Genomic DNA, 13,072 nt, shown 5'->3' with positions numbered 1-13,072 from the left:
TCGGCGCGGCACGGCAGCGCCCGGGGTCGGCCCGCCCGCCCCCGACCCGTGGAGGAGGGGGGGGGGCGGGAGCCGGGGGCGGGCCCGGAGGGCCCGGCGGTCAGACCGCGAGCGGCTTGATCGCGGTCGGCGCGTGGCCCGGCTCGGTGGCCAGGTCCTCGAACTCGGTGACGTCGCTCATGTCGACGGTCTTGCTCATCGCGATGTTGGTGATGCGCTCCAGGATCGCCTCGACGACGACCGGGACCTGGAACTCGACGGCCATCTTCTTGGCCTGCTCCAGCGCCTCGCCCAGCTTCGCCGGGTCCTCGACGCGGATCGCCTTGACGCCGAGGCCCTCGGCGACCTTGACGTGGTCGACGCCGTAGACGCCGATCTCGGGGGTGTTGATGTTCTCGAACTCCAGGTTGACCTCGAAGTTGATGCCGAGGCCGCCCTGCGCCTGCCGGATGAGGCCGAGGTAGGCGTTGTTCACGAGGACGTGGACGTAGGGGACCTTGTGCTGGGCGGCGACCGCCAGCTCCTCGATCATGAACTGGAAGTCGTAGTCGCCGGAGAGCGCGACGACCGGGGTCTCCGGGTCGGCGGTGGCGGCGCCGATGGCGGCGGGGATGGTCCAGCCGAGCGGGCCGGCCTGGCCGCAGTTGATCCAGTGGCGCGGCTTGTAGACGTGCAGGAACTGCGCGGCGGCGATCTGGGAGAGGCCGATGGTGGTGACGTACCGGGTCTCCGGGCCGAAGGCCTTGTTCATCTCCTCGTAGACGCGCTGCGGCTTGATCGGCACGTTGTCGAAGTGGGTGCGGCGCTGGAGGGTGGCCTTGCGCTCCTGCGCGGAGGCGGCCCAGGCGGTGAAGTCGGGCAGCCGGCCCGCGGCCTTCCACTCCTTGGCGATCTCGACGAAGAGCTCCAGCGCGGCCTTGGCGTCGGAGGCGATGCCGTAGTCCGGCGCGAAGATCTTGCCGATCTGGGTGGGCTCGACGTCGACGTGGACGAACTTCCGGCCGGCCGTGTAGGCGTCCATGTTGTAACCGGTGTGGCGGTTGGCCCAGCGGTTGCCGATGCCGAGGACGAAGTCCGACGCCAGGAAGGTCGCGTTGCCGTAGCGGTGCGCGGTCTGGACGCCGACCATGCCGGCGGCGAGCTCGTGGTCGTCCGGGATGGTGCCCCAGCCCATCAGGGTGGAGATGACGGGGACGTTCGTCAGCTCGGCGAACTCGACCAGCAGGTCGGAGGCGTCGGCGTTGATGATGCCGCCGCCGGCGACGATCAGCGGGCGCTCGGACTCCAGGAGGAAGCTCAGGGCCTTCTCGGCCTGGGCGCGGGTCGCGGACGGCTTGTAGACCGGCAGCGGCTCGTAGGTCTCCGGGTCGAACTCGATCTCGGTGAGCTGGACGTCCAGCGGGAGGTCGATGAGGACCGGGCCGGGGCGGCCGGAGCGCATCAGGTGGAACGCCTGCTGGAAGACACCGGGGACCTGTGCGGCCTCCAGGACGGTCGTCGCGGCCTTGGTGACCGGCTTGGCGATCGAGGCGATGTCGACGGCCTGGAAGTCCTCCTTGTGGAGCTTCGAGGTCGGGGCCTGGCCGGTGATGCAGAGGATCGGGATGGAGTCGGCGATCGCCGAGTACAGGCCGGTGATCATGTCGGTGCCGGCGGGGCCGGACGTACCGATGCAGACGCCGATGTTGCCGGCCTTGGCGCGGGTGTAGCCCTCGGCCATGTGGGAGGCGCCCTCGACGTGGCGGGCCAGCGTGTGGCTGATGCCGCCGACGTTCTTGAGCTCGCGGTAGAAGGGGTTGATCGCCGCGCCGGGCACGCCGAACGCGTTGGTGACGCCTTCGCGCTTGAGGATCTCAACGGCCGCTGCGGCGGCGGTCATACGAGGCATGGGAGTGCTCCTGCTCGGCCGGTCGGTCGCAGGTCCCGGGCGGGCCGCCCGGTCCTGTTTCCGTAATGCGGAAGAACTGTTCTGCTATACGGAAGCAATGTAGGTGGGGGTCGGGAAGCCGTCAAGGGAGCGCCCACCAGACGGGCACCCGCGGGCGCCTGCGGACCGTCCCCGATGGCCGAAGTCGCACCCCCGCGCGGCCGGATTGGTGGACGATGGGCGAACGGGAAGAGGGGGTTCGGTGTGGGTGAATCGGTCACGGTGCGCTGCCCGGAGTGCCGGCGGAGCCATGCGTACGCGGCGCCCTCCTTCCCCTGTCCCTGCGGGAGCCCGGTCGCCCCGCGGCTGGTGCCCGACGCCACCGCCGAGCCGGTCCGGCACCGGAACTGGCTCGACGAGTGGGTCACCGTGCGCTGCCGGGCCTGCGGCCGCGAGGACCAGTGGCCGCACCCGGAGCTGGGCTGCGGCTGCGGTGCGGTGCTGCGCATCCCGGTGGCCCCGCCCGGGGAGGACGAGGAACGCCGGGCGGAGACCGGGTCCGCCGCCCCGGGACCGGACGCCGGGCCCGAGCGCGGACCGGAGACCTGGCCGGCGAGCGGACCGGACGGCGGACCCGAGGCCTGGCCGGTGAGCGGACCGGACGGCGGACCCGAGGAGGGGTACGGCTCCGAGCGGCACCGCCCCGTGCCGTACGGCCCCGACGACTCCGCCGGCACCGGGCCCGCCGCCGACCCGGCCCTCCCCCTCGCCGCCCCGGACGAGGACGCCGGGGGCGGACGGCGCAGGCCCGTCGCACCCGTCTCCGACTGGTTCGGCAACCCGCCCCGGTCCTTCGCCGAGCGGTACCCGGAGCACGTCCCGCTGCCGCCGTCCGCGCCGCGGCCCGCCGCCGCGCGGGGCGCCTTCCGGCCGGTGACCATCCGGACGGCACGGGACGCGGTCGCCGCGGCGGCCACGTACCTGCACTGGCTCGGCTTCCGGGACATCGTGCAGCCGGAGGACCGGCACTCCGCCGGGGTGGACCTGCGCGGCGCCGGGCTCGTCGCCCAGGTGGACCCCAGCACCCGGCCGGCCGGGCTGCGGGCCGTCGAGTGCCTGTGGCTGAACGGGCTCAGCGCCTCCGCCGTGAGCGTCTTCTTCTCGCTCGCGGGCTACACCCCGGAGGCCCGCTCGCGCGCCGCCGAGATAGGGCTGCCGCTCTTCGTCCTCGACCTCACGGGCACCCCGCAGCCCGTGAACAACGCGGCCGACGAACTCACCTCCGGCGGCGCCATCTGATCCGGCCACGGCAGCACCGAGCCGTCGCCGCGCCGTTCGAGCGAACGGATCCGGCCATCCACGCGTGACGATCACGCTCCCCCGGGCAGAAACACCCTGGGGGTGGACGGCATGGGAACGGGGACGTGGTGGTGCCTGGCGGCAGCCTGGGCCGAACTGCTGGCCGCGGCGGCGCTGCTGCGCGTGCCGGGCGGAGGCGGAGGTACGGGCTCCGCCGCGGCGGTGCCGGGGCCGGAGGCGCTGGCCCTGCTGCGCGGCGGACGGCGGGCCGCGGTGACGGTCGCGCTGGTGGCGCTGCACCAGCACGGCGCGGTCGCGGCGGGCCGCAAACACACGGTTCGGGCCAATGGCGGGCCCGGGCGGATCCGCAACCCGGTCCAGCTCGCCGTGCACCACTCGCTCCGCAACGCCCTCCCGCCGCGCGCGCTGGCCCTGCGCCCCGAGGCGCGCCGGGCGGTGGACGGGCTGCGGGCCGAGCTGGGGCGGACGGGGCTGCTGCGTCCCCCGGGGCGCCGGCGCGCGGCCCGGCTGCTGCTCGCCGCCGCGCCCCCGACCCTCGCGGCCGGACTGCTCGCGGACGCCTCCGCCGGGCGCGGTCCCGGGCCCGTGGCGGTCCTGGCCCTCGGGGTGCCGGTCGTCCTGGCCGCGCTCGCCCTGCTGCGGCTGCCGGTGACGACGCGGGCCGCCCGGCGGCTGCTGGCCGAGCTGCGGGAGCGGCACCCGCTGCCCGCGCACCGGCGCGAGGTGACGGACGGCCGGCTGGTCCAGCTGTACGTGGCGCTCTACGGCGACCCGGCACTCGCCCTCTTCCTGCCCCGGTTCTCCCGCGACGGCGGTCTGCTCGACCCCCGGGCCCCCGGAGGACGGTGAGCCGGGGGCATACTGACGTATGCGCATCCGAGTGGCCGCACCGGCCGAACTCCCGCTGCTCCAGTCCATCGAGCGCGCGGCGGGCGAACCCTTCCGCACCCTCGGCATGACGGCCGTCGCCGACGACGAACCCCTGCCGCTGGACGTGCTGGAGGGGTACCGCGCGGCGGGCCGGGCCTGGGTCGCGGTCGACGGCGCCGACCGGCCCGTCGCCTACCTGATCGCGGAGACCGTCGACGGCGCCGCCCACATCGAGCAGGTCTCCGTGCACCCCGAAGCGGCCCGCCGGGGCGTCGGCCGGGCGCTGATCGAGCACCTGGCGGAGGCCGCCCGGAAGGAGGGCCTGACGGCCCTGACCCTGACGACCTTCACCGAAGTGCCGTGGAACGCCCCGTACTACGCCCGCCTCGGCTTCCGGCCCCTCGCCGACACCGACCCGGCCCTCACCGACGGCCTGCGCGCCATCAGCAGGGCCGAGGCCGCCCACGGCCTGGCGGCCTGGCCCCGCGTCTGCATGCGGCGCGACCTGACGGACGATCCCGCCTAGACGCCGTACCTCTCCCGCAATTCCACCTTCCGCACCTTGCCGCTCACCGTCATCGGGAACTCACCGAGGATCTCGACGCGGTGCGGGACCTTGTAGTGGGCGAGGCGGTCGCGGCAGAAGGCGGTGAGGTCGTCGAGGGTCGGCGGGTCGGCCGGGTCGCGCGGGATCACGCAGGCCAGGATCGTCTCGCCGTACCGCTCGTCGGGGACGCCGACGACCTGCACGTCGGCCACCTTGGGGTGCCCATACAGGAACTCCTCGATCTCGCGCGGGTACACGTTCTCGCCGCCGCGGATGATCATGTCCTTGATGCGGCCGACGATCTGGACGTAGCCGTCCTCGCGCATCACCGCGAGGTCGCCGGTGTGCATCCAGCGGCCGGCGTCGACGACCTCGGCGGTCTTCGCCGGCTCGTCCCAGTAGCCGAGCATCACGCCGTAGCCGCGGGTGCACAGTTCGCCCGCGGTGCCGCGCTCCACGGTGAGGCCGGTGGCCGGGTCGACGACCTTCACCTCGACGTGCGGCAGCACCCGGCCGACCGTGCCGGTGCGCCGCTCCAGGTCGTCGTCGCGCCGGGTCTGGGTGGAGACCGGCGAGGTCTCCGTCATCCCGTAACAGATCGAGACCTCCGCCATGTTCATCTCCGCGACCACCCGCTTCATCACCTCCACCGGGCACGGCGAGCCCGCCATGATGCCGGTGCGCAGCGAGGAGAGGTCGTACGCGGCGAAGTCCGGGAGGTTCAGCTCCGCGATGAACATCGTCGGCACGCCGTACAGGGAGGTGCAGCGCTCCTCCTGGACGGCGCGGAGGGTCGCGGCCGGGTCGAAGGACGGGGCCGGGATCACGATGCAGGCGCCGTGCGAGGTGGCCGCCAGATTGCCCATCACCATGCCGAAGCAGTGGTAGAAGGGCACCGGCACGCAGATCCGGTCCCGCTCGGTGTAGGCGATCATCTCGCCCACGAAATAACCGTTGTTGAGGATGTTGTGGTGGGAGAGGGTGGCGCCCTTGGGGAAGCCGGTGGTGCCCGAGGTGTACTGGATGTTGACCGGCTCGTCGGCGGCGAGCGGTTCGGGGGCGAGCCCGCCGGACGGGCGGGCCGCGAAGGACTCCCAGCTCGCGTCGCCGAAGTACACCGCCTCCCGAAGCTCCGGGCACTCGGCCCGGACCTCCTCGACCATCGCCCGGTAGTCGCTGCTCTTGTGGGCGAGCGAGGCGAAGAGCAGGGAGATCCCCGACTGGCGCAGGACGTAGGCGAGTTCGTGGGAGCGGTAGGCCGGGTTGATGGTGACCATGACGGCGCCGACGCGGGCGGTGGCGTACTGGACGAGCACCCACTCGGGGCAGTTGACCGCCCAGATCCCGACCCGGTCGCCCTTGCGGACGCCGCTGCCGAGCAGCGCCCCCGCGATCCGGTCGACCTCGGCGCCGAACTCGGCGTAGGTCCACCGCCGTCCGCCGGCCACGTCGACCAGGGCCTCGCGGTCGGGCCAGGCGGCGACGGCCCGGTCCAGGCTGGCGCCGATGGTGTCCCCGAGCAGCGGGGTGTCCGAGGTGCCGTGCGCGTAGGAGAGCTCCGTACCGGTCATGCCAGGTCTCCCTCGGTGAACTCGGGCCCGGTGGAGGCGCCTTCGGCGGTGAGGCGGCGCAGCTCGACCCGCCGGATCTTGCCGGAGACGGTCTTCGGCAGGTCGGCGAACTCGATGCGGCGGACCCGCTTGTACGGGGCGAGGACGGACCGCGAGTGGGCGAAGAGGGCCCGGGCGGTCTCCGCGTCCGGCTTGAAGCCCTCGGCGAGGACGACGTACGCCTTCGGGACGGCGAGCCGCAGCGCGTCGGGCGCGGGGACGACGGCCGCCTCGGCGACGGCCTCGTGCTCCAGGAGCGCGCTCTCCAGCTCGAACGGGCTGATCTTGTAGTCGGACGCCTTGAAGACGTCGTCGGCGCGGCCCACGTAGTGGATGTAGCCGTCCTCGTCGCGGCTGCCGATGTCGCCGGTGCGGTAGTAGCCGCCGGCCATCGCCTCGGCGGTCTTGTCCGGGTCGCCGTGGTAGCCGGTCATCAGGCCCACGGGGTGGGCGGCCAGGTCGAGGCAGATCTCGCCCTCGTCGGCGTCCGGGCGGCCGGTGACCGGGTCGACCAGGGTGACCGCGTAGCCGGGGCTCGGGCGGCCCATGGAGCCCTCCTTGAGCCGCTGGCCGGGGCTGTTGGAGACCTGGACGGCGGTCTCGGTCTGCCCGAAGCCGTCGCGGATGGTGACGCCCCAGGCGCGCCGGACCGCCTCGATGACCTCCGGGTTCAGCGGCTCGCCGGCGGCGACGACCTCGCGCGGCGGGGTGGCGAGCCGGCTCAGGTCGGACTGGATGAGCATCCGCCACACGGTCGGCGGGGCGCAGAAGGAGGTGACGCCGTGGCGTTCCATCTCGTCCATGAGCCGGCCGGCGTCGAAGCGCGTGTAGTTGTGGATGAAGACGGTCGCCTCGGCGTTCCAGGGGGCGAAGAGGTTGGACCAGGCGTGCTTGGCCCAGCCGGGCGAGGAGATGTTGAGGTGCACGTCGCCGGGCCGGAGCCCGATCCAGTACATGGTCGCCAGGTGGCCCACCGGGTAGGAGGTGTGGGTGTGCTCGACGAGCTTGGGGCGGGCGGTGGTGCCGGAGGTGAAGTAGAGCATCAGGGTGTCGTGGGAGACGGTGACGCCGTCCGGCTCGAAGACGTCCGACTCGTGCGCGGAGAGCTCGTAGCCGAGCCAGTTCACCCCGTCGCCGCCGATCGAGATGCGGGTGTAGTCGCCGGGCACGTCCGCGAACTTGGCGGTGTCCTCGGAGCGCGCGATCACGTGCCGGGCCCGGCCGCGCTCGACCCGGTCGCGCAGGTCGGCGGCGCCGAGGAGCGGGGTGGCGGGGATGACGACGGCGCGCAGCTTCATCGCGGCGAGCATCGTCTCCCACAGCTCCGCCTGGTTGCCCAGCATCACGATGATCCGGTCCCCGGCGCGGACGCCCTGGGCGCGCAGCCAGTTCGCGACCCGGTTGGAGCGGGCGGACATCTCGGCGAAGCTCACCTTCGTCTCGGAGCCGTCCTCCTCGACGATGTGCAGGGCGGTGCGGTCGTTGCCCTCGGCGATGACGTCGAACCACTCCAGCGCCCAGTTGAACCGGTCGGGGCGAGGCCAGGCGAAGCCTTCGTACGCCGTCGCGTAGTCCTCGCGGTGCCGGAGCAGGAAGTCCCGGGCGGTCCGGAACTCCTCCGTCGCGCTGGTAGCCGTCATGTGTCCTCCTCGTTGCGGGACCGGTCCCGCACATCGTGTAATCGGTGACCCAGGTCTCACTACCCCCGTTCGGGGGTGATGGAGTGAGAGGGAAGGAGTGTTCTCCCGTGTCCGAGCGGATCGAGGCGGTGGAGCTGCGGGCCGCGCTGCTGCGGCTGCGGCGCGGCAGCGGGCTGCCCGTGGTCTTCGGCGGCCTGGTGCGGGACGGCGGCCGGCCGCTGCGGATCGCCGAGCTGCACGGGGCGGTGACCCCGGCGCTCCAGGGCCTGGCGATCTCCCCCGGCAACGGCCTGGGCGGGAAGTGCCTGGCGCTGGCCCGCCCGTGCGCGGTCACCGACTATCCGGTGGCCCGGCACATCACCCACGAGTACGACCTGCCGGTGTCGGCGGAGGGCCTGCGGTCGGTGATCGCGGTGCCGGTGGTCGTGCGGCGGCAGGTGCGCGGGGTGCTGTACGGGGCGCTGCGCGACGCGCTGCCGCTGGGCGAGCGGGTCTTCGACGCGGCGGTGGCGGCCGCCCGGGACCTGGAGCAGGCGCTGGCCGTACGGGACGAGGTGAGCCGGCTGGTGGAGCCGGCGGAGCCGCCCGGCCCGTCGTGGGAGGAGGTGCGGCACGCCTACGGGGAGCTGCGGGCCCTCGCCCCGCAGGTCGCCGACGAGGAGCTGCGGGCCCGGCTGCTCGCCGTCTGCGGCCGCCTGGAGTCGGCGGCCGACCGGCCGGCGCCGCTCCCCGGGGTGGCGCTGACGCCGCGCGAGACGGACGTCCTGGCGGCGGTCGCCTCCGGCGCGACGAACGCGGCGGCGGCCCAGCGGCTCGGGCTGCGCCCGGAGACCGTCAAGGGCTATCTGCGCTCGGCGATGCGGAAGCTGGGGGCGCACACCCGCCTGGAGGCGGTGGTGGCGGCGCGGCGGGCGGGGGCGCTGCCGTAGGTCGGGGCCTCCGGCCGCCGCCGGTCACTCGGCGGCGCGGAGGACGAGGTCGTAGGCGCCGTCGGCGGGCACGGCGAGGCGGAGGGTCCGCTCGGCCTCCTCTGTGAGCGCGGCCCGGTCGGCGCGGGTGAGCCGGGCGAAGGGCTCGACGGTGAGGGTGACGCGCCCCTTGGCCTCCGCCAGGTGCCAGAGCCCGGCGAGGAGCCCGTCGAGGAGGAGGACCCGGTGCGGCTGGTTGCCGGTCCAGGTGCGGGTCCGGTACGCCTCGGGGACGATCCGGCGCCGGTCGGCGTGGGACAGCAGCAGGTTGTCGTACTCGGGCAGGAAGCGCGGCGGGGCGGGGGTGGCCTCGTCCGGGCGGGGCGCGTCGGGCAGGTCGAAGAGCTCGGTGCCATCCTCGTCCCGGAAGGTGACCAGCCGGGGCCGCAGCCGCTCGAAGGCGGGCCGCAGCCGGGTCAGCCCGCACCAGGTCTGCATGTCCTTGACGGAGGCGGGCCCGAAGGCGCCGAGGTAGCGCAGCACGGTCTCGTCGGGGTCGGCGGGCTCGTACGGGGCTCCCCCGAACCACACGTCGGTGGTGGTCAGCGCCACCTGCCCGGCCCTCCCCCACAGGCCGCGCGGGGTGACCTGGACGAGCGGCAGCAGACAGCGGGCGGCCATGGTCAGGGCCAGCGGGTCGGCGTCCGGCCACTCCCCGAGGAGGTGGGCGCGGATCTGCCCGGGGGTGCGGGGCTCCGCCTCGACGAGCTCGCGGGCGAGGGCGGCGAGCCGGTCGAGGTCGACGCCGTCGAGCTTCTTGCGGAAGATTCCTAGCTCCCGGTCGACGGCGCCCGGCTGGGCGAAGGCGCGCAGGGCGACGGCGTCGCGGGCGGTGTGGGTGTGGACGGTGGAGCGCAGGGTGGCGATCCGGGCGAGGGCCCGGGACTCCATGAGGGCGGACAGCTCCTCGGGCCGGAAGCCGTCGAGGCGGGCGGCGAGGGCGTAGTACGGCGGCTTGGTGTTCTGCGCCTGGAGCCCCACCAGGTGGTGCACGGCCTCCTCCGGCCCGAGCGGCGAGGGCGTGAGCAGCAGCTGGCGGGCGAGGGTGGCGCGGCCCAGGGCGCGGCGCGAGACCGGGGGAAGCGTGTCCATGCCGGGACGGTACAAGGCATCGAGGTCGGTTCCTGTCCTCTTTCGCCGTGCGGCGCGCTCCGCCGTGGCCGTCCGATCGCCGCCCCGCGGGCGGCCCCGCCCGCGGGGATCCCATTCCCACCCATATACCCTTCTCCTCCCCGGCGAAGATCCGGCGGGGTCCCGCAAGCAGCCGACGGAGGTACGTACGTGTCCGACCGCCGACCCCGCGCGGCCTGGCGCCGCCGCCCGGAGCCGTCCCCGGCCGCCGCGCCCCCGGACGCGTCCGGCGGGCCGAGCGTCATCCAGGCGACGCTGTACCGCGACGGCCGCAAGGTGTCGTCGCCGGCGACGCTGGCGGAGACGTACCGGCAGCTGCGCGAGCACCCGGACGGCATGGCGTGGATCGGTCTGCACCGCCCCACCGAGGAGGAGCTCCACTCGCTGGCCGCCGAGTTCGACCTGCACGAACTCGCCGTGGAGGACGCGCTCGAAGCCCATCAGCGGCCGAAGCTGGAGCGGTACGGCGACACCCTGTTCGTCGTGCTGCGCGCGGCCCGCTATCTGGACGCCCAGGAGGAGGTCGACTTCGGCGAGCTGCACATCTTCGTCGGCCCCGACTTCCTCATCACGGTCCGGCACGGCGCGGCCCCCGACCTGTCGGCGGTCCGCCGTCGCATGGAGGGCAATCCCGACCTGCTCGCGCTCGGCCCGGAGGCCGTGCTGTACGCCATCCTGGACACGGTGGTCGACGGCTACGCGCCGGTCGTCGCCGGCGTGCAGAACGACGTCGACGAGATCGAGACCGAGGTCTTCGGCGGCGACCCGGCCGTCTCCCGCCGCATCTACGAACTCTCCCGCGAGATGGTCGAGTTCCAGCGCGCCACCCGCCCCCTCGTCGGCATGCTGCACGGCCTGATGGCCGGCTTCGCCAAGTACGGCACCGACGAGGAGCTCCAGCGCTACCTCCGGGACGTCGCCGACCACGTGACCCACACCAGCGAGCGCGTCGACGGCTTCCGCCAGGCCCTCACCGAGATCCTCACGGTCAACGCGACCCTGGTGACACAGCAACAGAACGCGGAGATGCGGGCGTTGGCGGAGGCCGGCTTCGAACAGAACGAGGAGATCAAGAAGATCTCCGCCTGGGCCGCCATCCTCTTCGCGCCCACCCTCGTCGGGACCATCTACGGCATGAACTTCGACACCATGCCGGAGCTGCACTGGGCGGGCGGGTATCCGTTCGCGATCGGGCTGATGGGGATCGTCTGCACCAGCCTGTACGTGATCTTCAAGCGACGGGACTGGCTGTAGGACGTGGTCGCGTGGCTGGAGGAACGGCAGGTCGCGGTCTATCTGGCGGCGATGGCGGCCGGGGCGCTGCTGGGGTGGGTCGCGCCGGGCGCCAGCGCCGGTCTCGAGCACGCCGTCAACCCGGTCCTGGGGGCGCTGCTGTTCGTGACGTTCCTCCAGGTGCCGGCCGGGGACCTGGTGAGGGCGCTGCGGGACGGGCGGTTCCTGGCGGCGGCGCTGACGGTGAACTTCGTCGTCGTCCCGCTCGTGGTGGCCGCGATGTTCGCGTTCCTCCCCGCCGACCGGGGGATCCGCCTCGGGGTGCTGCTGGTGCTGCTCTGCCCGTGCGTGGACTACGTGATCGTCTTCTCGGGGCTCGCCGGCGGCTCCGGCCGCCGGCTGCTGGCCGCGACCCCGCTGCTGCTGGTGGCGCAGATGCTGCTGCTGCCGGGCTTCCTGTACGTCTTCCTGGGCGCCGGGCTCGCCGAGGTCGTGGAGCCCGGCCCGTTCCTGGAGGCGTTCCTCGTCCTGATCGTGGTGCCGCTCGGGCTCGCCTGGGCGCTCCAGGCGTGGGCGGCCCGGCGGCCGGCCGGGGCGCGGGTCGCGGCGGCGGCGACCACGACGATGGTGCCGCTGATGGCCGCGGCCCTCCTCACGGTGGTCGCCTCGCAGATCCCCGGGGTGCGCGGCGGCCTCGGCGACGTCGCCGCCGTGATCCCCTTCTACGGGGCCTTCCTGGTGGTGATGGCCTTCGCGGGCCGGGCCGTCGCCCGGCTCTTCCGGCTCGGTACGGGCGCCGCCCGGGCGGTCGTCTTCACCGGCGCCACCCGCAACTCCCTCGTCGTCCTGCCGCTGGCCCTCGCCCTGCCCGACGCGTTCGCGGTCGCGGCCGTGGTGGTGGTGACCCAGACGCTGGTCGAGGTGCTCGGCATGGTCGCGTACGTACGCCTCGTACCCCGTCTCGTGCCGCCTCCCGTGCCGCCTCCCGCGCCGCCTCCCGGGTCCGACGAGGGGTAGGCGCCGCGCTGACGCCGGTCAGGGCCCGGTCGGGCTCGCCGGTCCGATCGCCCTGGGGAGACCGATCGTCATGGTGAGCCCGCCTCCGGGGGTGTCCTCCGCCACCACCGTGCCGCCCATCGACTCCACGAAGCCGCGGGCCACGGCGAGGCCGAGGCCGACGCCCTCGCCGCGCGGGGCGTCGCCGTACCGCTGGAAGGCGCCGAAGATGCGGTCCTTGGCCTCGTCGGGGACGCCGGGGCCGCGGTCGACGACGCGGAGTTCGACCCGGTCGGCGGCGGTGCTGGCCGCGACGAGGACCGGCGCTCCGGGCGGGCTGTACTTGACGGCGTTCTCCACGATGTTGGCGACGGCCCGTTCCAGCAGGCCGCGGTCGACGGCGACCATCGGGAGGGTCTCGGGGATGTCGAGCGCGACGCTGTCCTCGGGGACGCCGAGGAGCGCCATCGGGACGACCTCGTCGAGGTCGGTCTCCCTGATCACGGCGGTGACGGTGCCGGTCTCCAGCCGGGACATGTCGAGGAGGTTGCCGACGAGGTGGGCGAGGCGGTCGGCGCCGGCCTCGATGCCTTCGAGGAGTTCGGCCCGGTCCTCCTCCGACCACTCGACGTCGTCGGAGCGGAGGGACGACACCGACGCCTTGATGCCGGCGAGCGGGGTGCGCAGGTCGTGGCTGACGGCGGCGAGCAGCGAGGTGCGGATCTTGTTGCCCTCGGCGAGCCGGCGGGCCTCCTCGGCCTCGCCGACCAGCCGCTGCCGGTCGAGGACGACGGCCGCCTGGGCGGCGAAGGCGCCCAGCACGCGCCGGTCCTCGGCGGGCAGCACCCGGCGGGGGAGGGCGAGCGCGAGGTGGTCGCCGACGGGCATGG

General features: G+C 74.0%; 11 protein-coding genes. 6 read left to right on the top strand and 5 right to left on the bottom strand.

Annotated features, from left to right (window positions below; all coding sequences use genetic code 11):
• Positions 1-100: 100 nt before the first annotated feature.
• Positions 101-1,888 carry a glyoxylate carboligase gene (gcl, locus tag ACFW1I_RS35860; protein ID WP_384677872.1) on the bottom strand — a complete coding sequence of 596 codons (1,788 nt, stop codon included), beginning with the start codon at positions 1,886-1,888 and terminating at the stop codon, positions 101-103.
• Between the two features lie 348 nt (positions 1,889-2,236).
• Here gcl and ACFW1I_RS35855 point away from each other — a divergent pair, with 348 nt between their 5' ends.
• The 3 genes from ACFW1I_RS35855 to ACFW1I_RS35845 all read left to right on the top strand — a co-directional run bounded on the left by ACFW1I_RS35855 (position 2,237) and on the right by ACFW1I_RS35845 (position 4,583).
• Positions 2,237-3,166, top strand: coding sequence for a hypothetical protein (locus tag ACFW1I_RS35855; protein ID WP_384677870.1), 930 nt, complete (start codon positions 2,237-2,239; stop codon positions 3,164-3,166).
• Positions 3,167-3,277: 111 nt separating this feature from the next.
• Positions 3,278-4,036, top strand: a complete 759-nt coding sequence (locus tag ACFW1I_RS35850; RefSeq protein WP_384677868.1) for a TIGR04222 domain-containing membrane protein — start codon at positions 3,278-3,280, stop codon at positions 4,034-4,036.
• A gap of 19 nt (positions 4,037-4,055) precedes the next feature.
• Positions 4,056-4,583, top strand: coding sequence for a GNAT family N-acetyltransferase (locus ACFW1I_RS35845; RefSeq protein WP_384677866.1), 528 nt, complete (start codon positions 4,056-4,058; stop codon positions 4,581-4,583).
• On the opposite strand, the gene ACFW1I_RS35840 is transcribed toward ACFW1I_RS35845, so the two are convergent.
• Together ACFW1I_RS35840 and ACFW1I_RS35835 are read right to left on the bottom strand one after the other, a co-directional pair.
• Positions 4,580-6,175, bottom strand: coding sequence for an AMP-binding protein (locus ACFW1I_RS35840; RefSeq protein ID WP_384677864.1), 1,596 nt, complete (start codon positions 6,173-6,175; stop codon positions 4,580-4,582). The genes ACFW1I_RS35845 and ACFW1I_RS35840 overlap by 4 nt on opposite strands.
• Complete coding sequence (locus tag ACFW1I_RS35835; protein ID WP_384677862.1) at positions 6,172-7,854, bottom strand: AMP-binding protein; 1,683 nt, start codon at positions 7,852-7,854, stop codon at positions 6,172-6,174. Before ACFW1I_RS35835 ends, ACFW1I_RS35840 begins: the two co-directional genes overlap by 4 nt.
• Positions 7,855-7,961: 107 nt before the next feature.
• Here ACFW1I_RS35835 and ACFW1I_RS35830 point away from each other — a divergent pair, with 107 nt between their 5' ends.
• Complete coding sequence (locus tag ACFW1I_RS35830) at positions 7,962-8,783, top strand: LuxR C-terminal-related transcriptional regulator (protein WP_384677861.1); 822 nt, start codon at positions 7,962-7,964, stop codon at positions 8,781-8,783.
• 24 nt (positions 8,784-8,807) lie between these two features.
• Here ACFW1I_RS35830 and ACFW1I_RS35825 read toward each other — a convergent pair whose 3' ends face one another.
• The gene (locus ACFW1I_RS35825; RefSeq protein ID WP_384677860.1) at positions 8,808-9,914 is read right to left on the bottom strand and encodes a winged helix DNA-binding domain-containing protein; all 1,107 of its coding nucleotides are present in this window, start codon (positions 9,912-9,914) and stop codon (positions 8,808-8,810) included.
• A gap of 189 nt (positions 9,915-10,103) precedes the next feature.
• Here ACFW1I_RS35825 and ACFW1I_RS35820 point away from each other — a divergent pair, with 189 nt between their 5' ends.
• Positions 10,104-11,207, top strand: coding sequence for a magnesium and cobalt transport protein CorA (locus ACFW1I_RS35820; protein WP_384677858.1), 1,104 nt, complete (start codon positions 10,104-10,106; stop codon positions 11,205-11,207).
• Positions 11,208-11,258: 51 nt separating this feature from the next.
• Positions 11,259-12,203, top strand: coding sequence for a bile acid:sodium symporter (locus ACFW1I_RS35815; protein ID WP_384677874.1), 945 nt, complete (start codon positions 11,259-11,261; stop codon positions 12,201-12,203).
• Between the two features lie 18 nt (positions 12,204-12,221).
• Here the strand turns inward: ACFW1I_RS35815 and ACFW1I_RS35810 are convergent.
• The coding region (locus ACFW1I_RS35810; RefSeq protein ID WP_384677856.1) for a sensor histidine kinase at positions 12,222-13,072 on the bottom strand (851 nt) is incomplete at its 5' end.

The sequence above is a fragment of the Streptomyces sp. NPDC058955 genome, assembly GCF_042741435.1.
Lineage (GTDB): Bacteria > Actinomycetota > Actinomycetes > Streptomycetales > Streptomycetaceae > Streptomyces.
This window is presented reverse-complemented; position numbering and strand designations above follow the sequence as displayed.